The organism is Alginatibacterium sediminis (assembly GCF_003610775.1).
Classification (GTDB): Bacteria; Pseudomonadota; Gammaproteobacteria; order Enterobacterales; family Celerinatantimonadaceae; genus Alginatibacterium; species Alginatibacterium sediminis.
On sequence record NZ_RAQO01000006.1, the window covers coordinates 104,641 to 131,534 of the forward strand.

General features: G+C 43.4%; 28 protein-coding genes. 11 read left to right on the forward strand and 17 right to left on the reverse strand.

Annotation, left to right across the window (positions count from 1 at the left end):
• Nucleotides 1–51: 51 nt before the first annotated feature.
• Entirely contained in the window at nucleotides 52–900 is an 849-nt protein-coding gene (locus tag DBZ36_RS11285) for a tetratricopeptide repeat protein (RefSeq protein WP_120355060.1), read from the reverse strand.
• A 164-nt stretch (nucleotides 901–1,064) separates the two neighbouring features.
• Between DBZ36_RS11285 and DBZ36_RS11290 the strand changes: the two genes are divergently transcribed.
• Complete coding sequence (locus DBZ36_RS11290; RefSeq protein ID WP_120355061.1) at nucleotides 1,065–1,856, forward strand: response regulator; 792 nt, start codon at nucleotides 1,065–1,067, stop codon at nucleotides 1,854–1,856.
• A gap of 68 nt (nucleotides 1,857–1,924) precedes the next feature.
• Here the strand turns inward: DBZ36_RS11290 and DBZ36_RS11295 are convergent, their stop codons facing one another.
• Together DBZ36_RS11295 and DBZ36_RS11300 are read right to left on the reverse strand one after the other, a co-directional pair.
• Nucleotides 1,925–2,608, reverse strand: a complete 684-nt coding sequence (locus DBZ36_RS11295) for a fumarylacetoacetate hydrolase family protein (RefSeq protein WP_120355062.1) — start codon at nucleotides 2,606–2,608, stop codon at nucleotides 1,925–1,927.
• A gap of 8 nt (nucleotides 2,609–2,616) precedes the next feature.
• Nucleotides 2,617–2,901 (reverse strand): HlyU family transcriptional regulator, encoded by a 285-nt coding sequence (locus DBZ36_RS11300; protein ID WP_120355063.1) that lies wholly within the window; start codon nucleotides 2,899–2,901, stop codon nucleotides 2,617–2,619.
• A gap of 69 nt (nucleotides 2,902–2,970) precedes the next feature.
• Here DBZ36_RS11300 and rmuC point away from each other — a divergent pair, with 69 nt between their 5' ends.
• On the forward strand, nucleotides 2,971–4,485 hold the full coding sequence (gene rmuC / locus DBZ36_RS11305; protein WP_120355064.1) for a DNA recombination protein RmuC: 1,515 nt from the start codon (nucleotides 2,971–2,973) through the stop codon (nucleotides 4,483–4,485).
• A gap of 10 nt (nucleotides 4,486–4,495) precedes the next feature.
• Here rmuC and malZ read toward each other — a convergent pair whose 3' ends face one another.
• Together malZ and DBZ36_RS11315 are read right to left on the reverse strand one after the other, a co-directional pair.
• Nucleotides 4,496–6,325 (reverse strand): maltodextrin glucosidase, encoded by a 1,830-nt coding sequence (malZ, locus tag DBZ36_RS11310; protein ID WP_120355065.1) that lies wholly within the window; start codon nucleotides 6,323–6,325, stop codon nucleotides 4,496–4,498.
• Nucleotides 6,326–6,334: 9 nt separating this feature from the next.
• Nucleotides 6,335–7,051, reverse strand: a complete 717-nt coding sequence (locus DBZ36_RS11315) for a pseudouridine synthase (protein WP_158589085.1) — start codon at nucleotides 7,049–7,051, stop codon at nucleotides 6,335–6,337.
• A gap of 441 nt (nucleotides 7,052–7,492) precedes the next feature.
• On the opposite strand from DBZ36_RS11315, the gene DBZ36_RS11320 reads away from it, so the two are divergent.
• Nucleotides 7,493–8,551, forward strand: a complete 1,059-nt coding sequence (locus DBZ36_RS11320; RefSeq protein WP_120355067.1) for a galactose-1-epimerase — start codon at nucleotides 7,493–7,495, stop codon at nucleotides 8,549–8,551.
• On the opposite strand, the gene DBZ36_RS11325 is transcribed toward DBZ36_RS11320, so the two are convergent.
• Nucleotides 8,541–9,767 carry an HD-GYP domain-containing protein gene (locus tag DBZ36_RS11325; RefSeq protein WP_120355068.1) on the reverse strand — a complete coding sequence of 409 codons (1,227 nt, stop codon included), beginning with the start codon at nucleotides 9,765–9,767 and terminating at the stop codon, nucleotides 8,541–8,543. The two genes, DBZ36_RS11320 and DBZ36_RS11325, sit on opposite strands and share 11 nt — an antisense overlap.
• A 139-nt stretch (nucleotides 9,768–9,906) precedes the next feature.
• On the opposite strand from DBZ36_RS11325, the gene DBZ36_RS11330 reads away from it, so the two are divergent.
• Entirely contained in the window at nucleotides 9,907–10,524 is a 618-nt protein-coding gene (locus tag DBZ36_RS11330) for a flavin prenyltransferase UbiX (RefSeq protein WP_120355069.1), read from the forward strand.
• Between the two features lie 65 nt (nucleotides 10,525–10,589).
• Here DBZ36_RS11330 and fur read toward each other — a convergent pair whose 3' ends face one another.
• On the reverse strand, nucleotides 10,590–11,018 hold the full coding sequence (fur, locus tag DBZ36_RS11335; protein ID WP_120355070.1) for a ferric iron uptake transcriptional regulator: 429 nt from the start codon (nucleotides 11,016–11,018) through the stop codon (nucleotides 10,590–10,592).
• Between the two features lie 232 nt (nucleotides 11,019–11,250).
• Between fur and DBZ36_RS11340 the strand changes: the two genes are divergently transcribed.
• Nucleotides 11,251–11,745 carry a DUF4442 domain-containing protein gene (locus DBZ36_RS11340; protein ID WP_120355071.1) on the forward strand — a complete coding sequence of 165 codons (495 nt, stop codon included), beginning with the start codon at nucleotides 11,251–11,253 and terminating at the stop codon, nucleotides 11,743–11,745.
• A 9-nt stretch (nucleotides 11,746–11,754) separates the two neighbouring features.
• On the opposite strand, the gene DBZ36_RS11345 is transcribed toward DBZ36_RS11340, so the two are convergent.
• From DBZ36_RS11345 to DBZ36_RS11365, 5 genes are all read right to left on the reverse strand, one after another.
• Entirely contained in the window at nucleotides 11,755–12,324 is a 570-nt protein-coding gene (locus DBZ36_RS11345; RefSeq protein WP_120355072.1) for a transglycosylase SLT domain-containing protein, read from the reverse strand.
• Nucleotides 12,325–12,613: 289 nt separating this feature from the next.
• On the reverse strand, nucleotides 12,614–13,141 hold the full coding sequence (gene fldA, locus DBZ36_RS11350; protein WP_120355073.1) for a flavodoxin FldA: 528 nt from the start codon (nucleotides 13,139–13,141) through the stop codon (nucleotides 12,614–12,616).
• A gap of 4 nt (nucleotides 13,142–13,145) precedes the next feature.
• Nucleotides 13,146–13,451: a LexA regulated protein gene (gene ybfE / locus DBZ36_RS11355; RefSeq protein WP_120355074.1), complete on the reverse strand. Its 306-nt coding sequence runs from the start codon at nucleotides 13,449–13,451 to the stop codon at nucleotides 13,146–13,148.
• Nucleotides 13,452–13,462: 11 nt separating this feature from the next.
• Nucleotides 13,463–13,684, reverse strand: a complete 222-nt coding sequence (locus tag DBZ36_RS11360; RefSeq protein WP_120355075.1) for a DUF2788 domain-containing protein — start codon at nucleotides 13,682–13,684, stop codon at nucleotides 13,463–13,465.
• A gap of 66 nt (nucleotides 13,685–13,750) precedes the next feature.
• Nucleotides 13,751–14,521, reverse strand: coding sequence for an alpha/beta fold hydrolase (locus tag DBZ36_RS11365; RefSeq protein ID WP_120355076.1), 771 nt, complete (start codon nucleotides 14,519–14,521; stop codon nucleotides 13,751–13,753).
• A 157-nt stretch (nucleotides 14,522–14,678) separates the two neighbouring features.
• Between DBZ36_RS11365 and DBZ36_RS20615 the strand changes: the two genes are divergently transcribed.
• From DBZ36_RS20615 to modC, 6 genes are all read left to right on the forward strand, one after another.
• Nucleotides 14,679–15,401, forward strand: coding sequence for a hypothetical protein (locus DBZ36_RS20615; protein ID WP_199711840.1), 723 nt, complete (start codon nucleotides 14,679–14,681; stop codon nucleotides 15,399–15,401).
• A 45-nt stretch (nucleotides 15,402–15,446) separates the two neighbouring features.
• On the forward strand, nucleotides 15,447–17,096 hold the full coding sequence (gene pgm, locus DBZ36_RS11375; RefSeq protein WP_120355077.1) for a phosphoglucomutase (alpha-D-glucose-1,6-bisphosphate-dependent): 1,650 nt from the start codon (nucleotides 15,447–15,449) through the stop codon (nucleotides 17,094–17,096).
• A 478-nt stretch (nucleotides 17,097–17,574) separates the two neighbouring features.
• Nucleotides 17,575–20,043, forward strand: coding sequence for a glycogen/starch/alpha-glucan phosphorylase (locus DBZ36_RS11380; RefSeq protein WP_120355078.1), 2,469 nt, complete (start codon nucleotides 17,575–17,577; stop codon nucleotides 20,041–20,043).
• Nucleotides 20,044–20,164: 121 nt separating this feature from the next.
• Nucleotides 20,165–20,938 (forward strand): molybdate ABC transporter substrate-binding protein, encoded by a 774-nt coding sequence (gene modA / locus DBZ36_RS11385; RefSeq protein ID WP_120355079.1) that lies wholly within the window; start codon nucleotides 20,165–20,167, stop codon nucleotides 20,936–20,938.
• A gap of 3 nt (nucleotides 20,939–20,941) precedes the next feature.
• A complete protein-coding gene (modB, locus tag DBZ36_RS11390) occupies nucleotides 20,942–21,607 on the forward strand; it encodes a molybdate ABC transporter permease subunit (RefSeq protein ID WP_120355080.1) in 666 nt (221 codons plus the stop codon).
• Complete coding sequence (gene modC, locus DBZ36_RS11395; RefSeq protein ID WP_120355081.1) at nucleotides 21,604–22,671, forward strand: molybdenum ABC transporter ATP-binding protein; 1,068 nt, start codon at nucleotides 21,604–21,606, stop codon at nucleotides 22,669–22,671. The genes modB and modC overlap by 4 nt, the downstream gene beginning before the upstream one ends.
• A 120-nt stretch (nucleotides 22,672–22,791) precedes the next feature.
• Here modC and DBZ36_RS11400 read toward each other — a convergent pair whose 3' ends face one another.
• The 5 genes from DBZ36_RS11400 to DBZ36_RS11420 all read right to left on the reverse strand — a co-directional run bounded on the left by DBZ36_RS11400 (nucleotide 22,792) and on the right by DBZ36_RS11420 (nucleotide 26,882).
• Nucleotides 22,792–23,916, reverse strand: coding sequence for an acyl-CoA desaturase (locus tag DBZ36_RS11400; protein WP_120355082.1), 1,125 nt, complete (start codon nucleotides 23,914–23,916; stop codon nucleotides 22,792–22,794).
• A 343-nt stretch (nucleotides 23,917–24,259) separates the two neighbouring features.
• A complete protein-coding gene (locus DBZ36_RS11405) occupies nucleotides 24,260–24,574 on the reverse strand; it encodes a hypothetical protein (RefSeq protein ID WP_120355083.1) in 315 nt (104 codons plus the stop codon).
• 336 nt (nucleotides 24,575–24,910) lie between these two features.
• Nucleotides 24,911–25,507: a Yip1 family protein gene (locus DBZ36_RS11410; protein WP_120355084.1), complete on the reverse strand. Its 597-nt coding sequence runs from the start codon at nucleotides 25,505–25,507 to the stop codon at nucleotides 24,911–24,913.
• 143 nt (nucleotides 25,508–25,650) lie between these two features.
• Nucleotides 25,651–26,385, reverse strand: a complete 735-nt coding sequence (locus tag DBZ36_RS11415) for a UDP-2,3-diacylglucosamine diphosphatase (protein WP_120355085.1) — start codon at nucleotides 26,383–26,385, stop codon at nucleotides 25,651–25,653.
• 5 nt (nucleotides 26,386–26,390) lie between these two features.
• Nucleotides 26,391–26,882: a peptidylprolyl isomerase gene (locus DBZ36_RS11420; RefSeq protein WP_120355086.1), complete on the reverse strand. Its 492-nt coding sequence runs from the start codon at nucleotides 26,880–26,882 to the stop codon at nucleotides 26,391–26,393.
• Between the last annotated feature and the right edge of the window lie 12 nt (nucleotides 26,883–26,894).

Here is a 26,894-nt window from a genome sequence, read left to right on the forward strand (position 1 = left end):
AGTTAAGCCGCTCGCCATATTCTGTCTATACTCATAAGTATTATTTACCTATTAATACAACAAGCTAAAAAAGCTGCGGCGATAGTTACTGGCAATCGGATCACCTTGAAGCGTGTTTAGTATGTCCAGAAAACTCGCTTTAAGGGCTCCATCGGCTGCATTAACATTGCTTTTAAGCTGTTCTAATAACAAATTCAATGCTTCTTGGTTACGACCGGCTTGAGCATATTGGACAGCGAGCTTTTGCAAAACATCTAGATCGTCCGGATTTGCTTGAAGCGCCGATTCTAGTTCTCGTATTTCAGGTGAGTCAGATGCTTCGATGAGTAGTTGTAATTGGCTGACTAAAGCTTGAAAGTCTGATTGCTGATCTTCAAGTGGCACGCGCTCAAGCTGGCTTTGTGCATCACTAGCTTGCTTGGTCTCAATGAGTGCTTTAATTAACGCAAAACGAGCTTGGCTTTGTTTCGGGTCCTCTTCTAGAATTTCTCGGCACAATGTTATAGCTAGCATATATTGTTCTTGTTGCATGGCTGTTTGTACGTCGGCTAATTTGAGCACAGAAGGATCCGGTAAGGCACGTTCTAACATCGCTTGGACTTCTTGGGGACTAGGAAGTTCTGCAAAACCATCGGTTGGACGACCTTCGCGCAAAATGATCATAGCGGGTGCTTGAGTAACCCCAAGTTGGCCTGCTAACTGTGCTAGTTCCGCCATATTAACTTTCGCGTATACTAAGTGTTCAGGATAACGCTGAACAATAGTTTCGATCTGTTGTTGTAACTGTTCACAGGCAGCGCTACCAACTTGATAAAATTGAGCAATAATTGGCTTTTCAAATGACTGCTCGATGAGGACTTGTTGAGCATTTTCGAAAGTTATTTCAATAGCATGCGACATGGTAGTAGTTTTTCCTTGAAGGTGTTTTAATGCGCGGCTAGCTGGCTATAATAGCCGAAGCTGCGCACGGTGAAACAATCATAAGGTTGATCATACCAGTGCAAAATAGTTTAGTAACCCGATAATACGATCTCTTGTTAGATATGACATGAAAAGGAAGTACCATGGACGCGTTAACGCTTGCAGATTTAACCATTTTGTTGGTTGAACCATCTCGGACACAAAGAAATATTATTAGGGCGCGGATGCATGAGGCTGGCGTGGATAATTTCCTTATGGCAGAGAATGCACAGCAAGCGTTTGAAGCTGCCGAGACCAGTAGCCCAGATCTTGTCGTTAGTGCCATGTACTTTGAAGATGGCACTGCAACAGAATTGGTACAACGTATGCGAGCGAGCACAATGATCAGTGACACGCCGTTCATGCTTATTTCTAGCGAAGCCTGCCACCACACCTTGGATGCGATTAAACAGGCTGGGGTTATTGCGATCCTACCCAAGCCTTTTGTTTACACTGATTTACTCAATGCCTTACATGCAACGGTTAACTACATCGATCCGGACAACATCGAGACCGATCTTTCTACATTATCTCTGAGCACCTTGATCGTTGATGATAGCGCTACAGCCCGCCGTCATATTTCGCGAGTCATTGAAAACTTAGGAATCAAAGATATTAGCTTCGCTGAAAATGGCCAAGAGGCTTTAGACATTCTAGAACGTCAGAGTTTTGATCTCATTGTGACCGACTATAATATGCCAGTCATGGATGGAGCAGCTTTTATTGAAGCCTTACGACTAAAAGAACAGTGGAAAGATATTCCTGTGCTAATGGTGACCTCGGAGCGAGATGGCGCCAAACTTGACGGCGTGCGACAAAGTGGCGTTTCGGCTTTGGTCGATAAGCCATTCGACATGGAAGCTGTTCGTTCTATTTTAGGGCATGTGTTCGATTGATTTTTAGGTTTATCAATAGTCTGCTTGGCAGACTATTGATAATACGGCGGTTTAAACTATCTGGCGGTTTAAGTAACGCTAACTTCCAAGTTGGAAAGACCACCGATGCTTGCCACGAGTTGATCGCCAGCCACCACTGGACCAACCCCTGCAGGCGTGCCAGTCATAATAAGGTCTCCGCTGTCGAGCTGAGTATATTGTGATAGATAAGCAATTATTTCGTTAACATTCCACAACATTTGATTGATATTGCCTTGCTGACGTAGCTCCCCATTCACCGTTAGTTTAATTTCACTGTTGTCGAGTACTGGACAATCGTCAATTGTTTGCAGCAACCCTATCGGTGCAGAGCCTTCAAACGACTTACCTATCTCCCATGGACGGCCTAAGGATTTCATTTGTGTTTGTAGATCGCGCCTCGTCATATCCAGGCCTAATGCAAAGCCAAAAATATGCTGGTGGGCGTCTTCAACTCTGATATTACGACCACCGCTTTTTAAGGCCACCACAAGTTCAACTTCGTGTTGCACGTTATTACTTTTGACTGGCATAACAAATTGACCCGTTTGGTCAAGGTTATCCGGACTTTTCTGAAAGTAAAACGGAGGCTCTCTGTCAGGGTCATGCCCCATTTCAAGAGCGTGTTCTGCGTAGTTCCTACCAATGCAATAGACTCTGCGTAGCGCAAAGCGCTGGGTACAGTTGTATATTTTTAAGCTAGGCGTTGGTACATGGTTAACATATTCACTCATACACGTGCCTAGTTAAATACATCGTCGCCCATTTGGTCGATAAACACTTTGCTTTTCATTAACATAAGCTCTGCTGCCTGATCGGCACTGCCACAAGTATCGGAGCGGATAAATTGATGAACTTGTTGGGAATCTCCTTCGCCTTTGCTTATAGTACCGGCAATACGATATTGCCCATTTGCAGCAATAGGGGCCGGGGTGATGGTAAACTGTTTATGGCTTTCGCTTGGATAAGCCTTGGCACTAGCGCCCGAACCTGAAAATAACGATTTTAAGGATGATAGAATGCCCATAGTGACTCCTAAAGCAGTTGAATTGAATCGATTGAGCTTGATAATAGCCGCAGCATAGAGGGGCCTGCAATGGAAATACTGCAAGAAATTGAACGCAATCCGTTATTAGTCGCATCATTACTATCAATGATTACCTTGCTGGCTATTTTTTGGGCGTCTTGGCAGGGGCGCGCTCGTAAATTAGCGGAGTTGGCAAATGTTGACCTAGAGGCTCGGCAGCAGCAAGTTTTAGAGCAACAATTGCATGAAACTGATGCTTTGCGTGATCAAGTTGAATATAGTCAGCAGCAATTACAAGATTTACGAATTCAAGCCGGAGTCGATAGCGAAAAGCTAAAGCAATCTCAAATTACTTTACAAAACTACCAAGCGCTGCAAGCCGAATTTAAAACGCAATCCCGTCGCCTTCAAGATTTTGAAGTTGAAGAAAGTGCTCTAACTAAACGTATTGAGTTCCTACAACAAAACGAACAACGGTTTACTCAACAATTTGAGAACTTATCGCGACAAATCTTAGAACAAAATACTCAACGCTTTAGCCAACAGTCAGAATCGAACATAAATCAATTGCTAAGCCCAATGCGCCAGCAGCTTGAACAGTTCAAAGGGCAGGTCCAGCATGTCTATGAAAACGAGTCCAAACAGCGTTTTGCGCTCAAAGAGCAGGTGCTCGAACTGCAAAAGCTAAATGTGCAGATGAGCGAAGATGCGCAACGATTAACCCAAGCTTTAAAGGGTGATAATAAACAAGCAGGGAATTGGGGTGAGCTAGTTTTAGAGCAAGTCTTAAGCGATGCAGGGCTGCGTAAAGGCCATGAATACCATACACAAGTGAGTGGTCGCAATGAAAGCCAACAGCTGATTCAACCGGATGTGATTGTTGAGTTACCCGATCAGCGCTTTGTCATTATTGATGCAAAACTCAGCTTGGTCGCCTATGAGCGCTATTTTGCCAGCGACGATGAAACTGCTCGCAAGCTTGCAATACAAGATCACCTGCGTTCGATGCGCGGTCATCTTAAAGGCTTGTCTAAGAAACGTTATCAGAGCTTCCACGGTAAAACACAGCCTGAGTTCGTACTGATGTTTGTTCCCATTGAAGCCGCATTTTTGGCCGCTGTCCAAGAGCAACCGGCCTTGTTACGTGAGGGAGTTGATGCTCAAGTATTGTTAGTTAGCCCTAGTAGCTTACTTATCGCGTTGCGAACTATCCATCAGTTGTGGCAGCAGCAATACCAACAACAAAACGCGCAAAAAATTGTCGAACGGGCGAGTAAGCTTCTTGATAAATTTGTGCTTTTTAATGAAGATTTAGAATTACATGGACACTCATTAAAAAAAGCCAGCGAAAGTTATGAAGCCGCAACTCGTAAGTTAAATTCCGGCCCAGGCAATTTGATTCGCCAGGCTCAGCAACTGCAAGCACTGCATGTTCCGGTTAAAAAAACGCTGCCGGTGAGCGACAATCAGAAGGAGTCTGAAGCCAAGCCCGAAAGTAAGCGTGCCCAAGACGAGCAAGATCAAATCAGTAATATTGCCGCGCTCGACTTCACGTCTGGCGGCAACATCGGTACTAAAACTTGAAGAGCGTAGTTTAACCTTCCGAGCACAATACAACTGCGCGCTGTGCGCTAAGTTGTAGCTTTAGATGACCCTGTTGAACGGTAACCTTTTGTTGCTGGTTGGCAAATAGGTAAGTTGCGCAAGCACCAGGTAAAGCCGCAAGGCTTAAATTAAGGTCACAAGCCTCGCCACGATTTACGATAACGATGCTATGGCTTTGTTGTGTCCAACGAGCAAAGACATAAACATCACCTTTAGCGTGTAAGTCAATCACATCACCGCTACGCATCTCTTCGCGCTGACTACGTAGCTTGGCTAATGCCTGATACTTAGCGCGTAATGGCTGATCCCATTGGTTTTCATCCCAGGGAAACGGACGGCGGCAGTCTGGATCCGCACCACCTTCAAGTCCAATTTCGTCTCCATAATAAATACTTGGAACCCCAATGTAGGTAAACATTAGCGTTGCTGCGAGCGACAAGATAGCGCTATTGCCGCCAGCTAAAGTAAGAAAGCGTTCGGTATCATGGCTATCAAGTAAATTAAATTGTGCCAATTGGTTAGCAAATGGTATTGAGCCACGGCTTTGAGCCAACCATAAGGCGAGGTCTTCAGCTGAAATATGGTTAGGTTGTAAGGCAATGTCTTTGCCAACTAGAAATGCTCTTACCGGTAGGGAGAAGCCATAATAGTTCATAGCACCGTCTTCTTGGTCGCCCTGTAACCATTGTGTTGCTTCAGAAAAATGCTCACCTATCATATATGCGTTGGGATTGGTTTGTTTTATAGCGTTCCTGAACTCACGTACATAGTGAGCGTTGTTCTGGGCATTATGGTGCTCGCCTAACATATGCACAACGTCAAAACGCCACGCGTCAATTGAATAAGGAGCTTTAAGCCAGTGTTTTAGGATAGCGTTCTCACCGGAATAAACTACATGTTGAACCTCAGGGTTTGCAAAATTTAACTTAGGTAGGCTGTGAAGCCCTTTCCATCCATAGTAACTTCCGTTGTCATCGAAGGTAAACCAGTTGCGATGAGGGGATGCTTCACCGCGAGCGGCTCCATTACTATGCTGATGATAAACGTCCATCCAAGGATGCTGATTTGAGGTGTGGTTCACCACAGCATCAAGCATGATCTTCATGTTTCGCTCTGCCGTATGCTCTCGCAGTTCAATTAAGGCTTCATTTCCACCAAAACAAGGATCGACTTCAAAGTAGTCAGCTGTGTCATATTTGTGGTTACTTGGTGCTGTAAAAATGGGGTTCAGATATAACGCGGTAACGCCTAGATCCTGTAAGTAATCGAGGTTCTGAGTTATTCCTTTAAGATCGCCACCAAAAAATTCTGACCCTCCGGTGTGAGCGTGTGAACTAGATACTTCTTCATGCCATTGTTTTGATACGATCGTTTTTCGGCTTGTATCAAATCGATAGTTTTCAGCTCTGGTGCTTATGCTGTCGTCACCATTAGCAAAGCGTTCTGGAAATATTTGATAAAAAACCTGGTCGCGAACCCACAGTGGCGGTTGTTGTTGATGAATGCGAAACATTTGTGTTTTTTGCGGCAACCGTGATGACTCTCCACTCGCATGCAACCATGTTTGAGAATTTTGATGAATGACTTTAAAGCAATACAGCGTCAAGTCACTATGCTCGCTCGCGCTAAGTTTAACGCGCCATAGTTTCCAGCCGTGTTGTTGTTCAACGAACTCCATGCTTCGAAGTTCTTCTTCGTGGTCGGGTTCAATACGTAAAATAACCTGCTCGCACTCAAGAGATGCAAGCGTATAAAGTTTAATTTCTAGTTCCGGTCCCTCATTGACGAGAGTCTGAGGGTGAAATAGTAAGCTAGACATTGGGTAATCCTATTTACTTGTCGGTATGCCTTGGATTTCTGCTTCATTGAGTAAGCGGCTTTCTGAAGGCTTTAAATTGGGGTCGAGAGGTATGTGCGCTATTTGGCAACGGTGTAAGCTAATAACTTTATTTCCTACCGCAGCGAACATACGCTTTACCTGATGATATCGCCCCTCTTGTATCGATATTTCGATTTGGTTGTCATTTAGTCGTTTGCAATGGGCTGGGAGTGTTGGTTTGGGTTCAGCGTTAAGCTCAACACCTTGCTCTAGTTGCGCTATTTGTGCGTCACTAATGGATTGGGATAGCTCGACTTGATAGGTTTTAAATTTGTTTTGGTTCGGAGAGCGTACCAGTTGACTCCATTTACCATCACTACTAATGAGCAACAGCCCGGTAGTATCGGCATCTAGTCGGCCAACAACTTGAAGTTCATCGGCTACTGGATCACTGATAAGGTCAATGGCACAAGGATAATGCGGATTGTCCCGGTCACATACCCAGCCTTTCGGTTTGTTCAACTGATAGTAGCGATGACCACGATGCGTAATATGTTTGCCTTGATAGGTCACTACTTGCTCTTGAGTGATAATCTGTTTACCAAACTTACAAACGTCACCGTCGAGTAAAATTTCGCTAGATTTCAGCAAAGTTTTGACTTGGCTGCGTGTAAGCACCAAATTGTGGCACAAATATTTGTCGAGTCGACAGGGTAGAGAAAACACAGCGTTACCAATAGTTCAATTTGGATTCAGTCTAGCCATCTGAAACGGGAAGTACAGAACAAAAACACCTTTTGTCTGACCAACTTATTTTGAAATCCTTTTCAGGTTTAAGACTGTATCGAGTCATAAAGATATGTATATAAACTGTACAATACTATATGAGCTTGTTAACGGTATAAATTCATGACAAGGGTCGTTAAGTTATTCATTTTTCGTGATTGATTGATTGCAAGTTAAGCAAAGGGACTCAACAATCCAATAACGATCTCTTGCTCCAGTGCTTAAGTTTGAGAGTTGCTTCAAGATATGAGCTTTTTCATAGCCTTTTTGCTATTTATTGCTCGGATCACTCTTAAATATAGGTATCATAGGCAACATTATTTTCAGATTTAGTCTCGGTGATAAATAATCGCTGAGTATGGTTTTACTGAGGAGTCCTACATGTCCGACTCAAGCGCCCCTGAGCTTGATTACCAATCTTGGCAATTCGCCCCCGATGGCGCTCCTGCTCGCGTATTTACGATCCGTAACCAAGGTGGCTCTACGGCCAGAATTTGTGATTATGGTGCGACCCTATTGTCTTTGCAGTTAGTCTTAGCAGACGGAGAATTACGCGAAGTAGTGCTTGGCTGTGATCAACTTGAAGATTACCTTAATCAAAGCAGCTTTTTAGGTGCGACGGTTGGGCGTTTTGCAAATAGAATCGCTGGTGCAAGTTTAGAGCGCGCCGGAAAAACCTATACCTTAAATGCAAATGAAGGCGACAACTGCTTACATGGTGGTGCACAAGGTTTTGATAAAAAACGTTGGACAGTCACTCATCAGTCGAGCGAGTCGCTTACATTAGAGCTTGTATCTAGTGATGGGGATCAAGGTTTTCCTGGCGAATGTAAGGTGAAGCTTACCTACCGTATTAGCGAAAAAGACCAATTGACCTTAGATTATCATGCAAGCGTTGATCAAGAATGCCCAGTAAACTTAACCAATCATAGCTACTTTAATTTAGATGGTATCGCTGGCGATATTGGCCACCATAGCCTTAGTATCGATGCTGACCAATATTTACCGGTCAATGCTCAAGGCTTACCAGAATCAGAGCCTGTCGACTTAAGTGATACCGCCTTTGATTTTCGTACTATGAAGGACATTCGTAGTAACTGGCGTGAAGTTAGCGATGATTTAACCCATAGAGGCTATGATCACAGTTACATTTTGAACCAACCTAGTATCACTAAACCGTTTGCACACGCGGTCTCTAGCGATAATTTAGTTGAAATGAAAGTGTATACCACTAAACCAGCAGTTCAATTATACACGGGGCAGTATCTGCAAGGGACGATGGGTCATAAAGGACTTCGCTATCAAAATCGTGATGGTTTTTGCCTTGAAACGCAATTTTTACCGGATAGCCCTGCAAATCCTCAATGGCATGGCGATGTTTGGCTCAAGCCGGGTCAAGCTTATCGGCACCAAACCTGCTACGAATTCATCACTCGTTAATTTGTAATTGTAGTATCGCCCTTGGCAATGCAGGCAAACGTGTCTGAAGTGTCGAGGGTAATTCCTCTTTAGCAAAACTCTCTTTAATCTTTAGCCCTTCAGCTTGTAAATCGACAAATGGTGCCATGGCTAAGCTTTTACCTGACTCCAAAATTTGTGTCAGAGGCTGCATCAGAGCGCTGGGATTAGTCGAAACTACCATGGCTATACGGTCATCATCTAGTTTGACGAAGCTTCCGGGTGGATATACGCCTAAGGTCTGCAATAAAGCCTTGGAATAGTTCTGATTAAGCTTCTTCCCACCCAACTTAAAAACTCTAGCCAATGCTTGTTGTGCGGTAAACGCGCGCTGACTAGGTAAGGGATTGACCCATTGGTCGAAGTAGACCACAACGCTTAACAGTTGAGTCAACTGGGAGATCTTGTCCTGCTTAAGGCCTTTAGGAAAGCCAGAACCATCAAGAAACTCTTGGTGATTGGCTGATAAAGGTAGTATTGCTTTCGGAAATACAGCTGCTTTACGCAACATTTCTTGAGAATAAGTAGGGTGTGTTCGGTAGTGACTTTGCTCTTGTTTAGTGAGTTCCTGAGTAGTGCGTTTAATATTTTGAGGTATTTTCAGCATCCCCAGATCGTGGCACAAGCAAGCGAGCCCAAAAACTTCGGCATGTTGACGACTAAGCTTAATTTGTTTGGCTAAAACTAAACCTAGGTGTAAACAGTTTAAACTATGCGCGAACACATCTTCAGACTCTCGCTCTGCAACGATAGCACTTAACACTAGTGGACCTTCTTGGTCATATACTTTTTCTAATGCAGGGCCAAGGATGTTCTTGAAACTTTGCAAGGACTCAGTAGGAGACATTGCAAGTTGAGTTACTGCAAGTTTGAACAGTTCCTCTTGTAACTCAAGGTCTTGTTCAAGATCTCTCATGTTACTACGTTGTTTTTGCTGCCATAACTCTTCAGGACTAGGCTCGGACTTTTTAGTACTAACTTTAGCCGTCTCGGTATTATCCACTTTGGGTTTTTTAAGGGTACTGCGCTTTAAGTCCACATCAATGCTACTGACTTTTAAGTGCTTTAATATTTTGAGCTGTTCAGGAGTTGAAATGACAAATTGATTTCGCATAAATGGATGGTCAACCCAGCCCATCGGAAGCACTACAAAGTGACCAATTTCTAAGTCGTTTGGTTTCAGCTGGGCTTTCGACATACTTGTCCTAAATGGAAATCCGTAAGTTATTGTTTAAATAATAAATTATTTGTGAATTGCTGCAAGTAGTTTCAGCGCTTGCGCTAAGCTTTAAGTTTAGCTTATTCTTGAGACAATTTCTGTTTATACATTGGTTACTATGCCTCAAGCTCAGTTTGCTGATCAAATTACTCTCGCAATTACGGGGGCATCCGGTGCTCCGTATGCTCTACGGCTACTTGAACAGCTGGTTAGTGCGAACTATCAAATTCATGTATTGATGTCGAGTGCGGCAAAAGTTGTCTTTAAAACCGAACTTGATGAACCCTGGCAAAATACACCTGAATTTTTTGAGCAACGATTTTCCGCTAGACATGGTCAAATATTATTACCAGGAAAACAAGATTGGTTTTCGGTAGTTGCATCTGGTTCATCCGCACCAAAAACGATGTTGATTTGTCCCTGCAGTATGGGAACTTTGGCTTCGATTGCGCACGGTCTATCGGACAATTTGATTGAACGAGCTGCTGATGTGGTATTGAAAGAACGTGGTAAGTTAGTGATTGTGCCGCGAGAGATGCCGTACTCAAGTCTTCACTTAGAAAACATGCTCAAATTGTCGCGTTTGGGGGCTACAATTTTACCAGCCTCGCCGGGTTTTTATCATCAACCCAAATCAATTTCAGATTTAGTTGACCACGTAGTGGCTCGTATTCTGGATCATATTGATGTCAAACAAACCTTATTCACGCCATGGGGTTATCGACCTGAAAACTAAAATGATAGGTACAAAAAAAGCTGGCTATGCCAGCTTTTTTTTGGTGTTAATTGTTATCGCAACGTTTAGGCGTTATCAGCGCAGTTAGCATTATCACAGTGACCATATAGATAAAGACTATGGTTGGTTAAGGTGATGCCGTGCGACTTAGCGATATCTAACTGACGCTGTTCTATCACATCATCACTAAACTCGATAACTTTGCCGCAGCGCAAGCATACCAAATGGTCGTGGTGCTTTTGGCTACTAATTTCAAATACAGATTTACCACCTTCAAAATGATGACGGATGACAATGCCGGCGTCGTCAAATTGGTTCAATACTCGGTAAACGGTCGCTAAGCCAATTTCTTCGCCTTGCTCAATTAGGATTTTATAGAGATCCTCTGCACTGACATGTTGATTCCCTGGCTGTTGAAGAATATCCAAAATTTTAACCCGCGGAAGGGTAATTTTGAGTCCAGCTTTTTTTAGTGCTTGATTATTGTCAGACATAAACGACTTTTACCTATTGCAATCATGTGCTTAATTTATTCCGAAGTATAAACTCAATTCAAGTTACTTTGCATACTTGTCCATCCATGAACGCAAAGTATCGCGCAAAGTTTAGAGTTTGAGTGAGCAGATAGTAACACGCATATAGCTGTGACGTTAAAAATACTTGAGGAATTTGCTAGGATTTCCTAGGATGGGATTATCAGGTACGACCAGACAATCAAGGACTCATATGCAAACTCTATTACTTAAGGCGAATAGCGCCCGTCGGCTACTAAATTTGTGGCCGCCATTTTGGGGGGCTGGTATTCAAATTAAAAGTTTGAGTCAGGATTTTTTGACATGTAGGGTCGAATTGAGTTTTCGCTGGTGGAACAAAAATGCCAACCGTTCACAATTTGGTGGCAGTATGTTCGCTATGACCGATCCTATCTATCCTCTAATGATGATGGGACTGCTGGGTCCGAAGTATCTAGTGTGTGATAGTTCAGCGAGTGTTGAATTTAAGAAGCCAGGCATGGGTCGTCTTAGTGCTGATTTTCAACTCGATCATGAGACCGTCGACGCGATACGCTCAGAGCTTGAACTCGGAGAAAAGTATGTTCACAATTTCGAGATTGATGTGCGCGATGAAACTGGGCTGGTCGTTGCAACAGTAAGTCGGCAAGTCTACATGCGTCTTAAGCGTAAGTATCGAACACCAGTAATTGAGCAACAAGCAGCCTAACTCAGCTTTTTACATTTGAAGGTTACGCTTATAGCGTTCAATAACTTTTGTCACGTAGTGTTGCGTTTCTTTATACGGTGGAATGTCGCCATAACGGCGCACAGCACCTTCGCCAGCATTATAACCGGCTAATGCTAGGGGTAGGGAATTGAACTCGTCGAGTAGCCAGCGTAAATAGCGACTACCAGCATCGACATTATCTGCAGCTATAAATGGATCGCTAACTGAAAACCGCTCCGCTGTTGCGGGCATCAACTGCATCAATCCCATCGCACCCGCATGTGACACAGCGTCATCTTTATAGTTTGATTCAACTTCAATTACCGCGTGTATCAAGGCAGGGTCAAGTCGATATTTATATGCAGCACTCGAGATAACCTCACTCAGCAGTTGTTTGCGTTGATTTTGTGAGTTTGAAGATCGAACGATGCTGCTTTGCCCTGCGCTGGGTTTTGGGGTGCGCATAAACCACTTCCATTGGGGGCCTTTCTTTTCAGTGGCGAAATGAGTGGTACCATTTTTGTCTTGGTAGATATAAACGTCGGCGTAACTAGCAGTGCTGAACAATAGCCAAAACATTGTCGTTATACTGACAACGATTAAGGCTGTTCGCGAATGTATGTTTGAATGATAAAACACTGCGTTAAATTATCCCTTTGAATATTTGCAAATTTTGTAGCAGTCCATAATTTGCAAAATGCAAATGACGCTTGCTACTCGCTATCTTCAAACACTATCAAAGCAATAACAATACCAAAAATAGTATTTTCTTCATTTCGAGACAAGATACAGGATGTCGATTTTCATTAGACGAAAAAAAAGCGCTACTGCGAATTGCATAGCGCTTTAAATCGAGACTAGCTTGCTGCTAGTCCTCTAATTCGCTTAAGCACATTTCTTCATAGACTTGAGTACACCAAGCTTTTACTCGCTCAGCAGTTAGCTCTGGTTGTCTATCTTCATCAATGCCGAGTCCCACAAAGTGATTGTCGTCAGCCATCGCTTTAGACTCTTCGAAGTCATAGCTTTCTGTTGACCAATGGCCAACAACGGTTGCGCCGCGGGCTACAACAATGTCGTTCAAACTACCCATGGCATCTAAAAAGTACTCTGCGTAATCTTCTTGGTCACCACAGCCAAAAATGGCAACTAGTTTTTCAGAGAAATCAATTTGTTCAAGTTCTGGGAAAAAGTCATCCCAGTCACATTGAGATTCCCCATAGTACCAAGTTGGGATACCGAACAAAATCAGAGAAAACTCGTCAATTTCTTCTTTAGTTGATTTGGCAATGTCTTTTACATCGACTAATTTTTTGCCCAACTCTTTTTGAATCATTTGTGCGACGGCTTCGGTATTACCGGTATCGCTGCCAAAGAATATGCCTACACTTGCCATTGTTTTACCCTGTTTCGAGCTGATGTGATTCGGAACTTGCTTGATTCAGATGCTCTAGTAGCACTGATTCAATGAGATCGCTTCGGCTCATACCGTGATAGGCGGCCAAGCCATTCAAAGCGTCAAACAATTCCGTTCCAACTTTTAATTCTATACGCTTTATACCTGCGTTGCGGTCTCGGCGTACTTGGTTTCGCTTATTTATTTTTAACTGCTCTTTGCGATCGAGCGGATTAGTCTTTGGTCTGCCAACGCGTTTTTCAGCGCTGAACAGGTCGATCGTGGTTCGATCGGTATTTTGCTTTGCCATTACTGTATTTCTTATCCCAGCCCTTGGCCTTCCCAGAATATCTGGATCACGCCTTTGGCAATAAATCCTGCACAACCTAGAAACAACACCATCCAGACGATTAAGCGTCCAAATCGAGGAACCTGCCCTTTATTGAGTACATCGTGAATCGCCATTCCAATCAGGAAAAATAGAATGATAAAGCCAATATTCATTCCAATGGCTTCGATTAGTTCAATATGCTCAGCAAACATGCTGCTCTCAGTTTCAATTTTCGAAGCGGAACTATAGCATATTCAAAATCGACTTTGTTTCACATTTTATTGGCTTTTGCTTAGAAAATGAGCACTTATGCGATTAAATAGGCTTGGTTTTTGAGCATGCAACCAATGCCCAGCATCTTGGATGATTTTAAGTGTAGCATTTGGAAACTGTTGCATTATTTTAGTTTGAAACTCAGCTTTTATATACTCGGAATCACTACCTTTTATGAATAGACATGGCCCAGAATAGATATTGTCGAAATTTGGCCAGTCAAGAATCTCTGAATAATAGGTTTGAAGCGCGTTGATATCGAAGTCCCAATTCCAACCTTGGTCCTGTTTACTAAGGCTGCGCAATAAAAACTGTCGAACCTCAGGCATTGTCACAAACTGTGCAAGTTGTTGTTCCGCTTGCTTTCGGTTTTCTATTTTTGCTAATTCAACGGCTTTTAGTCCTTGAAATACTTCAGCGTGACTAGCTTGATAAACCACGGGGGCGATGTCAGCTACAATGAGCTGATCCACTTTATCTGGCGCAAGTAAGGCTGTAGCCATTGCTACTTTACCCCCCATGGAATGTCCCAAAAGGCTAAATGATGAGAGTTCCAGATCTTGAGCGAGACTAATAATGTCATTGGCTTGAATTTTATAATTCATGCCGTCTTCACGTGGCGACTGACCATGATTACGAGCATCGACACTGACGACTCTGTAGCCCTGATCAACAAGGTGGCGGGCACATAACTGTAAGTTACTTTTGGCGCCAAATAGACCATGGATCAATATCACTACTGGTCCTTGACCCTGGTCGCTATAGTTCAAATTCATTGGTGTTTCTTAGTGGTTCTTCATTCTTGATATGATGCCTAGCAGCCAAGGATAGAGCAAGTTTATGCGGTGAATTGTACGATTGGATATGGGAAATGAAGCGAGGAGGCTGTTATACTGCCACCACTTTTGAGTTACAAAATGAATTGTAGGGTCAATGAAATCTATTGAAGTCGATGAACAACTGTATCGTTATATTGCTAGCCAAACTCAAGACATAGGCGAAAGTGCCTCAGACATCCTCAGACGTTTACTAGGATTTGAGCCCTTGGGTAATCGAGTATCACCAGACGATGCACTTGTATCCAATACCAAAGCACTCACTGGGGAAGCATTGGTTAATACGCCAGACCAAGCTATTAAGGCTGCATCTTCGGAGTCGGGCGAAAAGAAAACTGAAAACCTCTCTAATACAAGCTCATCAGCTACAATAAAGGTCAGTGCCAAAAAAACAAATTCTAGTAAACTCAAACCTAAGGCGAGTAATACTAAAACTGTTAAACGGCGTAAATACCAATTGAGCTTTAATCCAAAACAGATACCAAGCGCTGAAGACTTTTGCAACGAGATTAAAGCAGAGCAGGGCTTAAGCATTACCCAACGATATTTGGCGGTACTCGCGTATCTGCATGCGATAGATCCCAATTCCTTTGGACAAGCTTGCCAGCTTAAAGGATCAAAGCGTTTGTATTTTGCAGCTTCTCAAGAAGAACTGCTGACCAGTGGCAATAATAGTAAGCCGCAAGCTATCGAGGGCAGCGAGTTTTGGGCCGTGACGAATAATAACTCCCAACGCAAGCGTTTTTTGACTGGGCAGTTAGCCAGTGCAATGCAAGTTGATGAGCAATCAATGGAACAACTTTTAGACGTTCTCGCCTAAAGGCTGGAGAACCCGAGCGAATTTTAATTATCTTTAGGAGTAACAATGGCTATTCATCCATTAGCAGGAAAGCCAGCACAAGCTGAGCACCTATGTAATATTCCCAAGTTGGTTTCTGACTACTATTTGCTTAAGCCTGACGTATCGGTGCGCGAGCAACAAGTTGCGTTTGGAACTTCAGGACACAGGGGAAGTAGTAGCTTATCAGCCTTTAATGAAAACCATATCCTGGCCATTAGCCAAGCTATTTGCGAATACCGTGCCGAGCAAGGTTATACAGGGCCAATATTTGTGGGTAAAGATACTCATGCATTGTCTGAACCTGCATTTGCCAGTGCCTTAGAGGTGTTCGCGGCAAATGGTGTTGAAGTGCGTTATCAAGAAGGCTTCGGTTACACACCAACCCCAGTCATATCTCACGCCATATTAGGCTATAACCGTAACCACAAGGACCAAGCTGATGGTGTGGTGATTACGCCTTCACATAACCCACCGGAAGATGGTGGGTTTAAATATAATCCGCCCAATGGTGGCCCCGCTGATGGCGATGTGACTAAACTCGTTCAAGATCGAGCTAATCAAATCCTTGCTTCAGATATGGGAGCAATAAAACGCATTAGCTATAGTGACGCTTTGCTCGCACCCAATGTGCAGGCCTACGACTACGTGACACCTTATGTTGACGACCTTGAAAATGTGTTAAATCTAAAAGCAATTGCGGATGCTAAGGTCAAAATTGGAGTCGACACTTTAGGTGGCTCTGGAGTTGCGTATTGGCCAGTTATCGCAGAACGTTATGGCTTGGATATAAATGTTGTAAACGATCGCGTTGATCCTACGTTTTCGTTTATGACGCTCGATAAAGATGGCAAAATTCGCATGGATTGTTCTTCACCGTATGCGATGGCTAGTCTAATCGGTCTAAAAGACAGCTTTGATGTTGCTATAGCAAACGATCCAGATTACGACCGCCATGGCATTGTGACGCGCTCGGCGGGATTGCTAAATCCTAATCACTACTTGGCTGCTGCGATTTCCTACCTTTATACGCATCGAGAAAATTGGAGTAAGCAGGCTGCGATTGGTAAAACCTTGGTCTCTAGCTCAATGATCGACCGCGTTGCTCAGAAACTCGGCCGCGAATTAAAAGAAGTGCCGGTTGGATTCAAATGGTTTGTCGATGGTCTGTATGATGGCAGCATTGCTTTTGGTGGCGAAGAAAGCGCCGGCGCGTCATTTTTACGCAAAGACGGCAGCGTTTGGAGTACTGACAAAGACGGGATTATCTTAGCGTTACTTGCAGCTGAGATGATAGCGGTGACAGGTAAAGATCCGGCGCAGCTATATCAAGAATTTGTGAGTGAGTTTGGTGCACCTGTTTATCGACGCATTGATGCCCCAGCTAGCGTAGAACAAAAAGCGGTATTATCTAGCATGAGCCCTGACCTAGTTGAAGCGACAGAACTAGCAGGGGAGCCTATCATTGCTAAGTTGACCAAAGCACCTGGTAATAATGCAGCAATCGGTGGACTCAAGGTTGTCACTGAAAACGGCTGGTTTGCAGCGCGACCATCGGGTACTGAAGCAATCTATAAAATCTACATGGAAAGCTTCAAAGGCGAACAGCATCTCGAACAAATCGAGCAAGAGGCACAACAAATCGTAAGTGATGCCTTGGCCAAAGCTGGTTTGTAAGTAAAATATCAATAGTAGTACAAATTAGAGGGGTAGCTGACTGGCTACCCTTTTTATTTGCATAAAAAGTCAATGAAAACGTAATTCAAGTCAGGTTTTATTCAAGGTGGTGCATGTTCTATGGCTAAAGTTAACAGCTTGTTTAGATTTGATTAATGAGATGAATAAGCCCACGCAGCCGAAGAAATTGCTTTAACTGATGGTCAAAATTAAATCAAAAGTGTAGGCTTAAAGTCCATTTAAGGTGATCGCGATCACCAAATTGCGTCAAAGTTGAAATGAAATCATTTTCAAAATTTTTCTTTGTAGCTCGCTTGAATTAGGATAGTCCTCAATGAATGAGCGAGGATCTTCAACGTAAATAAAATCTGCATAAAAATGTAGGACAAATGTTGTAAGATTGACGGATCGAATTTTAGTGGGTTTAACACTCCGCAAACCAGTTTTAATATTTAAGTTTAAACTAAAGGAAATAAACATGGCTGCAAAAAAGTCTAAAGCGAAAGCAGTGACCAGCGCTCAGTTTCAAGAATTGATCGTTAAGCACCTTCGTAGCACTTACGGTACAGATGAGAAAAAAGCAAACGACCAAGCATGGTGGAAAGCAACTTGTTCTGCTGTAAATGAAATGATTTTCGAACGTTTAACTGAAACTCAAAAGTCCAATGCTGTGAATGACTCACGTGCAGTGCACTATCTTTCACTAGAATTTTTGATGGGCCGTTTAACCATCAACAATCTGCATAACGTTAAAGTGTTTGACCAAGCACGTGAAGCGCTAAAAGCACTGGGTAAAGATATCAATGAAATCTGTGACGAAGAACCAGATATGGCCCTTGGTAATGGCGGACTAGGTCGTCTAGCGGCTTGTTTTATCGATTCATTAGCCACATTGAATTATCCAGCCGTAGGTTACGGTATCCACTATGAACATGGTTTGTTCCGTCAAGACATTCAAGGGGGCCGTCAAATTGAGCGTCCTGATAGTTGGCGCGAATACGGCAACCCTTGGGAGATTTGCCGTCCGGAGTCAGTACAAGAAATCCCGCTTTACGGTTATGTAGAGACCGTATTTGGTGAAGATGGTCAATTGCGTAAAGTATGGCATGCTGGTCGTAAAATCAAAGGGGTTCCATGGGATATTCCAGTTGTCGGTTATGAAGCCCAAACAGTGAACGTTTTGCGTTTGTGGGAATCTAAAGCAGCTGACTTCTTTGATTGGGATGTCTTTAATGCCGGTGGTTATATCGATTCACAAGCTGAAAAATCGCAAGCTGAAGCCGTTTCTAAAGTTCTGTATCCAAATGACGAAACGGAAGCAGGTAAAGAACTGCGCCTGATTCAGCAGTACTTCTTCTGTGCTTGTTCTTTGAAAGACATCATCCGTCGTTATAAGCGTAACCATTCAGATTTCTCTAACTTCTCGAAACAAGCTGTCATTCAGTTAAACGATACTCACCCAACTGTGGCTATCCCTGAATTGATGCGCATATTAGTTGATGAAGAAGGCCTCAATTGGGACGACGCGTGGAAAGTATGTAACGAAAGCTTCGCTTATACCAATCACACTCTCTTGCCTGAAGCGCTTGAGAAGTGGGGCGTGCATTTGTTTGAGAAGGTACTTCCACGTCATATTGAAGTCATTTATGAAATCAACCGTCGCTTCCTTGAAGATGTTGTAGAGAAAAAATGGCCTGGCAACGACGAAATGAAGCGTCGCCTGTCTATCATCGAAGAAGGTGAGTCTCGTATGGTGCGTATGGCTTACCTAGCGGTTGTTGGTAGCTTTAAGACTAACGGTGTTGCAGCAATGCACTCTGAGTTAGTTAAAGAAGATTTGTTCCCCGAGTTCTACGAACTGTGGCCAGAGCGTTTTGTTAACGTGACTAACGGTGTGACGCCTCGTCGTTGGTTGTTAGCATGTAACGAGCAACTTGCCAAAATGTACGACAAAACCGTTGGAACTGACTGGCCTTTACACCTAGACCAACTTAAAGGTGCGGCTAAACTCGCTGATAATACTAAGTTCCAAAAAGAGTTCATGGCGATTAAACGCGAGAAGAAAGTTGAACTAGCTGATGAAATCGAGAAATTATGCGGTATCAAGGTAAGTCCTGATGCTATGTTTAATATCTTGATTAAGCGTCTTCATGAGTACAAGCGTCAACACTTGGCACTTCTTCACATCTTGGCCCTTTACCGCCGTTTACTTGAAAACCCAGATTATGATATGGGTCCACAGGTATTCATCTTCGGTTCTAAAGCAGCGCCAGGCTACAAACTTGCGAAAGATATTATCTATGCCATCAACAAAGTTGCTGACAAGGTAAATAACGACGAGCGCATTAAAGGTAAGTTGAAAGTTGTCTTCATGCCAAACTATCGTGTAACGCTTGCTGAGAAACTGTTCCCAGCCGGTGATGTGTCGTTGCAAATTTCTACTGCAGGCTTTGAAGCTTCAGGTACAGGTAACATGAAGTTTGCCCTTAACGGTGCGCTTACTATCGGTACTATGGATGGTGCAAACGTGGAAATTCGTGAAGAAGTTGGCGATGAGAACATCTTCATCTTTGGTAAGAATTGTGATGAAGTTAAGGCGCTTAAAGCTGAGGGTTATAACCCATGGGATTATTACTATGCTAACCCAGAGCTTAAAGCTGTACTCGATTGGTTAGACACTGACTTCTTTACTCCGGGTAAACCAGGCGAATTGTCTTCCATTAAAAACAGTATGCTTGATGGCGGCGACCCATATCTGTGCTTGGCCGATTATGAGTCATTTACCAACCAATACGTAAATGTGGATGCGGCTTACCGCGATCAAGCGAAGTGGGCGAAAATGGCTATCATCAACTCCGCATCTGTAGGTAAGTTTAACTCAGACCGTTCAATTGAAGATTATGTTGAGCGTATCTGGAAACTTGAAAAAGTACTTCCAAAACAATAATCACCTTCGTCGGTAATTAGTGTAAGAGGTTGGCCTTGGCCAACCTTTTTTCGTTTCTGACTAGATTTTTATATCTATATAACAGACACTTTGAGCTATACCTTCAGCCAAAGCGTGCACTATGTGGCAATGCCTTAAAGCGGTTCTTTTAGGAACGCTATTTTATTTGACGAGCCTGTCTCCAAGTTATGCTTTGCAACTTGCAGTTGCTTCTAATTTTGCCAAGCCTATGCGAGCACTTCTTGACGCTTATCCGGATCAATCAGTAGAAATTGGCGTGTCATTTGGCTCAACCGGCCAGCTTTATACTCAAATAGAACACGGTGCCCCGTTTCATATTTTTTTGGCCGCTGATCAACAAAGACCGCATCGTGCAGTAAACAATAAACTGGCTGTACCGGGCTCTCAATTTAGCTATGCCCAAGGCCGCTTGGTATTGTGGGGGCCTTACTGGGAAACAGAGGTCACGCAGGACGCACTCGCGTCTAATTTAGGCAGTCGCATTGCCATGGCAAACCCTAAGATTGCCCCCTATGGCTTAGCAGCACAGCAATGCCAGCAATACTTTTCCGATCTGCTGCCGACTAAGCCCACGTTAATAGTGGCGCAAAATGTCGGGCAAAGCTTTCAATTTACCAGTAGCGGCAATGTAGATTTTGGTTATGTTTCGCTTTCGCAAGTTCTCGGTGACCAAGCGAGTAGTCGTTATTGGATATTACCGCAAGCTTGCTATCAACCCATATTACAAGATGCCGTGTTGCTCTCTAATGCTGCGACTAACCGTGACGCATTGGCGTTTTTTGCGTATCTGAAGAGCCCAGCAGCACAGCAGATTATTCAAGAGCATGGCTACCATGTTCTTGCTAAACCAATAAAGGAAAATGATGAGCCTTAGATTATGGACTTGAGCTCAGTGGCGGTAAGTTTAAAACTCGCCAGCGTGGTCACCTTAATACTTATGCTAGTCTGTACGCCGCTTGCATGGTGGTTGTCTCAAACGCGTTCAAAATTCAAACCGTGGATAAGCGCTCTTTTAGCTATGCCTTTGGTGTTGCCGCCAACGGTACTTGGTTTCTACTTGTTATTACTGATGTCCCCACAGTCTTTTTTTGGACAGTTTTATCAAAGTATTGGCTTAGGTACGCTGCCGTTCTCATTTACCGGAATTGTTATCGCTTGCACTATTCATTCGCTGCCGTTTGTAGTGCAACCGCTACAAAGTGGATTTGAGGCCATTGGTCGCGAGCCTTTGGAAGCGGCTGCAACACTAAGAGCTGGACCGATTGACCGCTTCTTTAAAGTTATATTGCCGTTGGCGAAACCGAGTCTACTTGGGGCTGCCATTCTTGGCTTTTGCCACACCTTAGGAGAATTTGGAGTGGTATTGATGATTGGTGGCAATATTCAAGGCAGTACGCGGGTTATGTCAGTAGACATCTATAATCATGTTGAGGCGCTTGATTACGCTAGCGCTCACGTGTTGGCCGGGGGCTTGGTCGCCTTCTCATTTTTTGCGCTACTCCTTATCTATGGTCTAAATCAACGTAGTCGGTTGTTACCATGAGCGTACAAATTAAGGTGCATCAAAAATTTGAAAGCTTTGAGTTAAATCTCGATTTAAGGCTTGCCGCAAGCGGGGTTAGTGCCATTTTCGGTCCCTCAGGTTGTGGGAAAACTACTTGTCTGAGAGTCCTGGCGGGTTTGGAGCACTTTAAACAGGCTGAGGTTGTCGTTAATGGTGAGGTTTGGCAAGATTCAAAACGGTTTATACCCTGTCACCAACGCGAAATTGGTTACGTATTTCAAGAACCACGCCTCTTTGCACATCTAAATGTACAGGACAACATATTGTTTGGATGGCGTCGACTGAAAAGCTCTCAAAGGCATAGCAAACTATTGAATGTGCTCGAAATGCTGGGCATAGAATCCTTACTCGAGCGCGATATATCAGCTTTGTCTGGTGGCGAGCGACAGCGCATATCCATAGCCCGAGCTTTAATGGTGTCGCCAAAGCTACTACTGATGGACGAACCTTTATCTGCACTTGACTTGGAACGCAAACAAGAAATATTGCCTTATCTTGAACGACTTCACGGCGAACTCGACATTCCGATAGTTTATGTCAGTCATTCTCCTGCAGAAGTTTCTCGCTTGGCTGATACCTTGGTCGTATTAGAGAAAGGAAAAGTACGCGCTCAAGGATCACTTAAGCAAGTTCTGAGTGAAGATGAATCTATGTATAGCTTCGCCGACGGTCTTAGTAGCGTATTTGAAGGTGAACTTGGGTCTTTATCGAACGACGGTCTGCGCTACTTTGACTGCGATGGTTTTGGCTTTTGGTTAAGTCAGTTTAGCAAGAATGCGTGCTATAACCCCCGTTGCCGAGTGTTTGCAAGTGACGTTAGTATTAGTTTGATCAAACCTGAGCACAGCTCAATCATCAATTGTTTGGCTGTTTCTATTGAGAAGCTTAGCCCTGGTCGAAACCCTGCGCATTGCATTGTTCGTTTGAACTTAGGCAAACAACAATTCTTGCTAGCTCAAATTTCCCAGCGCTCATGCCATAGTTTAGGTTTGTACCTTGGACAAACTGTCTGGGCTCAAATAAAGTCGGTGGCAATTTTATAAGCGAAGCGAGGCTAATAGCATGGTTTACCTAGTGCTGCATCGGTAAGAGAAATGCCAAGTAGTAAACGTGAGTTTGCACGCCCTAAAGCGGGCGCGATTTTACAAAGCGTATACTAAAGCTCAGGCATAGACTCGAACTGAGTTTCTCCAAATTTGACGCTGCTGTTTTAAGTCCGCTTTCAATTGCTGGTGCCGCTGTTTAAGTAATGACAGTTCGTAGCTTTCTAACACGCGCTGGCGTTTGTTCTGTAGCAATTGTTTTTTACTTTCGTAGTAGCTGGCCATGCAAGCCATCATTGCTTCAAACTCATGCTCTATGTTTGCAATCAAGCTTGGGCAAGCATCAATTGATGCCATCTTTTTGTGTGTCATTTGCAATTGCATTTTGGCGCGAGCTTTTTCTATTCGAAGTTGTGGGGTTGTGCGTAAGTTTGAACTTAAACCAAACCAAGAGCAGCTGGCAATAAGCCATTTGGTTGGATCATAGTGCCACCAATAAACGCCATTGCGATAATCGTTTTCAAACAGGTGATGAAAGTTATGATAGCCCTCACCAAAGGTCAGGATTGCCAAAATGCCGTTATCTCGAGCTGAATTTTTGTCGGTGAACGTTTGACGTCCCCATATATGCGCCAAGGAGTTGATAAAAAAGGTACTGTGATGACTCAATAATAAACGAAGCGCCCCTACCACCAAAAACATGCCAAGAATGTCGTTGAAAATCAGGCCTAAAACAAGCGGCATTCCAAGGTTAGTTAGTAGTGCTAAAACGGCATAGTGTTGATGTTGCCACATGACAATTTTGTCTTTTTTAAGATCCCTGCAATTTTTGTAGTCCAGCTTTTCGAGGTGGCTGTATTCGCGTAGCATCCAACCGATATGTGAATACCAAAAGCCTCTGGAGGCTGAATACGGATCTTTGTGCTTATGGTCGACATGTTTGTGATGTTCGCGATGATATGATGACCAGTGTAAAGCACTATTTTGCAGCGATAAGGCACCACCAATTGCAAAAAGCAGTCTTAGGACCCAGTTGGCTTGATAAGTTTTGTGGCTCCACAAGCGATGATAACCGGCTGTAATAGACAAGTTACTGAAGCTAAATGCTGCGACTAAGCAGACAAAATGTACCCAGCTTAGGCCGAAGTTGTATGCATACCATGGGGTGACTAGTACTCCAAGCACAAAGCTCGCCGTAAAGATAAAAACGTTTAGCCAAAGCAAAGGCGGTTTGCTACTGCTCAAAATAACTCCATTTAATTTCAGCTTACACCTGTACTCTAGAATATAGTTCGTCGGATATAAGTCAAGACTAAGCCTACATTTTCGTAACATATACCTTCAGGATTATCGTGATTGCGGCTTAGTATTGGGCACCGTAATCTAAGAGGGAGCCGTTCAACCACCTAAAGAAAGCTAATAAAGTGGTGGGGTAGCAGACCATGATACCCAATTGAGCAGCAGTGTAGTAATGGGTGATAGCGGCGAAGACAAAAAAAGCCGAGTCACAACTCGGGATGTTGAAAGGCTAGTGGCTTTTGTTGTTTGGCGAACATTGGTCTGACACGCTAGACCATGAAGTACTGTTTTAACTATTGTTGAGGCCTGCCTTTGCGCTTGCATCGAGTTGAAGCGAGCATAGACTTTGTTCGTCCACATACTCCAGCATTTCTTGCATGCATGGTTGGCGCACTAGCATAGCTTTGGCTCGCTTAGCTAAAGTTGGGCTTTTCCATTGAATAACATCCACATAATCCAAGTCTGTTTGTTGAACTAGCATTCGATGACAAAAACCACTTTGTTGTTGCATGAATTCATATATGCGCTGCTGCAAACTTAAAAAACCTTGCTCAAATATCTGATCTTTTAGACTGTACTTGATGAATTCGATGGCACTGTTCATGGAGATATCCTTATGGATGCAAGCAATCGCAAATAGAAAAGCAGAGACATTAGCCATATGCTTTTAGCGGTATCCCGAGCTACATTAGTTGCGTAAAGTTGGTGTACCTGTTGAGTTGAAATACTAGCAATCAGGCCGTGAGAACAATAGGAAATTTACTTAAGCTTGCGAAACTAGGGCATTAGTTTACACAGCGAGCGCTTAGCTTAGCTTGTAGCAATAGATGGTGCGAAAATGGGTACAAAAAAACCGAAGCACAAAGGCTTCGGTTTGGATCGTTTATCTGGACTCGTCTAGCTAAAGAAACCTAATAAACGTAAATATATTGAGATCTATTTAGTTCGAAAACACCGGACCAACGCCGCTTGACCATAGAATAACTGTCGCAATCATTATCGATACCAGCATCACTAATCCAACGGTAACTAAACTACTAGCGTAAATGAAACCGCGTTCTTCAGGGATATGCATGATGATTGGTACACCGGTATACAAAAGATAAACGGCGTAAGCTACTCCAATAAAGCCCGCTATCATGATGAACCATGGATGAGGGTAGAGCGCAGAGAAACCAACCATAAAGATTGGCGTCGCAATATAGGCTGATAATTCGAGTGTTTGCTGATAGGTGGTGTTGGCATTAAATGTTTTCGCCATCCATTGTGCGGCGAATGCCAAGCCTACAACACCAATAACTAACGCGCAGTACATCGCAATGGACATAAATAATGCGCTATCGGGAGTTAAATAGAAGCTGTTATTGCCAACTTTCCACCCCAAATAAACCGTAGAGACATAAGCACAGATTGCTGGTATTAACGCAATTAGTAGTATGTGGCTAATACTAGAGCTGATTCCCGCATGATTGCGATCAATATCGTGCCATTCTTGTTTTGTGTGAGCGTATAGACCCCAGACGTGTGTCATTAACATATGCGCATCCCTGATTTTACAAATAATTAACAAGAGTTCTATTTATGTACGAAATTGGGTCTGCGGTCAAGCAAATAAGGGAGTGTTTCGACTAAAGTTTGAGCAAAATGATACTGATCAGACCAGAACGGTCTGGCTTGGACTTAAGAATTGCAAATAGGAGCGTTTATAAACTGTAAGCCAGAGCTATCGACTTTCAATATGCTAGTGCTGTCATGCCAGTCACCAAGTACTATTCTTTGGCCTTGCTGACCGCTAATAAGATCTAAATTATGAGTTGCTTGCCGGTGAGTGTGGCCATGGATAAGTGTATTGCAGCTATAGGTGTTTAGCTTATCAAGCACAGTTAATGGATTAACGTCCATAATTGCTGCAGCTTTATTCTGGTTATCGTTTTGACTTTTACCGCGCACCGATGCTGAAAGCTTTAAACGTATTGAAAAGGGCAGGTTGCGGTAGATAAAACGCAATATTTTTGATTCCGTTATCCGTCTAAAACGCTGGTAGGCGTGGTCGTCAGTACATAAGCTATCACCATGCATTAGCAAATAGTTATTACCAAACATTTCGACAATGCTCTCTTGCTTGAGCAAACTTACGCCACAGCGTTTCGCAAATTTCCGACTTACTAAGAAGTCACGGTTTCCGTAGAGAAAAAAGACAGGGGTGCCTTGCTGGCTTAGTTTAAGCAGAGCATTACATATACTGTTAGCAAAGCTGCCTTGCGTGTCATCGCCATTCCAAAATTCGAACAGATCGCCAAGAATATATAAAGCACTAGCTTGCGGTGCTTCGTTTTTGGCGAAATCTAAAAACGCCCGGGTAATTTCCGGGCGTTCTTCACTCAGATGCAAGTCTGATATGAAATAGTAAAACATTGAAACTAGCTAACAGTTACTGAATTTACAATGACTTCTTCTTTAGGCACATCTTGATGAAAGCCAAAGCTACCGGTTTCTACCTTTTTGATGGTATCAACGATATCCATGCCAGCACTAACTTGGCCAAATACACAGTAACCCCAGCCGTCAGTCGTTTCGCTGCGAAAATCGAGGAAGGTATTGTCGCTGACGTTTATGAAGAACTGTGCAGACGCAGAATGAGGGTCCATAGTACGTGCCATTGCTAGCGTACCAATTTTATTAGATAGGCCATTGCTCGCTTCGTTTTTGATAGGAGCTCGTGCTGATTTCTCTTCTAGGCCAGACGCCATTCCGCCGCCTTGAACCATGAAGCCATCAATCACGCGGTGGAAGATAGTTCCATTATAAAAACCATCTTTAGCGTATTGGAGAAAGTTGGCTGCGGTTTCTGGAGCTTTGTCTTCAAACAATTCGATTTCGATATCGCCGAAGTTGGTGTGTAATGTAATCATTTTTTGATCCTT

Bases quoted from the DNA above. Each gene is read 5' to 3' on its own strand.
- DBZ36_RS11285 (WP_120355060.1), bottom strand. From the start codon at position 900: ATGTCGCATGCTATTGAAATAACTTTCGAAAATGCTCAACAAGTCCTC.
- DBZ36_RS11290 (WP_120355061.1), top strand. From the start codon at position 1,065: ATGGACGCGTTAACGCTTGCAGATTTAACCATTTTGTTGGTTGAACCA.
- DBZ36_RS11295 (WP_120355062.1), bottom strand. From the start codon at position 2,608: ATGAGTGAATATGTTAACCATGTACCAACGCCTAGCTTAAAAATATAC.
- DBZ36_RS11300 (WP_120355063.1), bottom strand. From the start codon at position 2,901: ATGGGCATTCTATCATCCTTAAAATCGTTATTTTCAGGTTCGGGCGCT.
- rmuC (WP_120355064.1), top strand. From the start codon at position 2,971: ATGGAAATACTGCAAGAAATTGAACGCAATCCGTTATTAGTCGCATCA.
- malZ (WP_120355065.1), bottom strand. From the start codon at position 6,325: ATGTCTAGCTTACTATTTCACCCTCAGACTCTCGTCAATGAGGGACCG.
- DBZ36_RS11320 (WP_120355067.1), top strand. From the start codon at position 7,493: ATGTCCGACTCAAGCGCCCCTGAGCTTGATTACCAATCTTGGCAATTC.
- DBZ36_RS11325 (WP_120355068.1), bottom strand. From the start codon at position 9,767: ATGTCGAAAGCCCAGCTGAAACCAAACGACTTAGAAATTGGTCACTTT.
- DBZ36_RS11330 (WP_120355069.1), top strand. From the start codon at position 9,907: ATGCCTCAAGCTCAGTTTGCTGATCAAATTACTCTCGCAATTACGGGG.
- fur (WP_120355070.1), bottom strand. From the start codon at position 11,018: ATGTCTGACAATAATCAAGCACTAAAAAAAGCTGGACTCAAAATTACC.
- DBZ36_RS11340 (WP_120355071.1), top strand. From the start codon at position 11,251: ATGCAAACTCTATTACTTAAGGCGAATAGCGCCCGTCGGCTACTAAAT.
- DBZ36_RS11345 (WP_120355072.1), bottom strand. From the start codon at position 12,324: ATGTTTTGGCTATTGTTCAGCACTGCTAGTTACGCCGACGTTTATATC.
- fldA (WP_120355073.1), bottom strand. From the start codon at position 13,141: ATGGCAAGTGTAGGCATATTCTTTGGCAGCGATACCGGTAATACCGAA.
- ybfE (WP_120355074.1), bottom strand. From the start codon at position 13,451: ATGGCAAAGCAAAATACCGATCGAACCACGATCGACCTGTTCAGCGCT.
- DBZ36_RS11360 (WP_120355075.1), bottom strand. From the start codon at position 13,684: ATGTTTGCTGAGCATATTGAACTAATCGAAGCCATTGGAATGAATATT.
- DBZ36_RS11365 (WP_120355076.1), bottom strand. From the start codon at position 14,521: ATGAATTTGAACTATAGCGACCAGGGTCAAGGACCAGTAGTGATATTG.
- DBZ36_RS20615 (WP_199711840.1), top strand. From the start codon at position 14,679: ATGAAATCTATTGAAGTCGATGAACAACTGTATCGTTATATTGCTAGC.
- pgm (WP_120355077.1), top strand. From the start codon at position 15,447: ATGGCTATTCATCCATTAGCAGGAAAGCCAGCACAAGCTGAGCACCTA.
- DBZ36_RS11380 (WP_120355078.1), top strand. From the start codon at position 17,575: ATGGCTGCAAAAAAGTCTAAAGCGAAAGCAGTGACCAGCGCTCAGTTT.
- modA (WP_120355079.1), top strand. From the start codon at position 20,165: ATGTGGCAATGCCTTAAAGCGGTTCTTTTAGGAACGCTATTTTATTTG.
- modB (WP_120355080.1), top strand. From the start codon at position 20,942: ATGGACTTGAGCTCAGTGGCGGTAAGTTTAAAACTCGCCAGCGTGGTC.
- modC (WP_120355081.1), top strand. From the start codon at position 21,604: ATGAGCGTACAAATTAAGGTGCATCAAAAATTTGAAAGCTTTGAGTTA.
- DBZ36_RS11405 (WP_120355083.1), bottom strand. From the start codon at position 24,574: ATGAACAGTGCCATCGAATTCATCAAGTACAGTCTAAAAGATCAGATA.
- DBZ36_RS11410 (WP_120355084.1), bottom strand. From the start codon at position 25,507: ATGTTAATGACACACGTCTGGGGTCTATACGCTCACACAAAACAAGAA.
- DBZ36_RS11415 (WP_120355085.1), bottom strand. From the start codon at position 26,385: ATGTTTTACTATTTCATATCAGACTTGCATCTGAGTGAAGAACGCCCG.
- DBZ36_RS11420 (WP_120355086.1), bottom strand. From the start codon at position 26,882: ATGATTACATTACACACCAACTTCGGCGATATCGAAATCGAATTGTTT.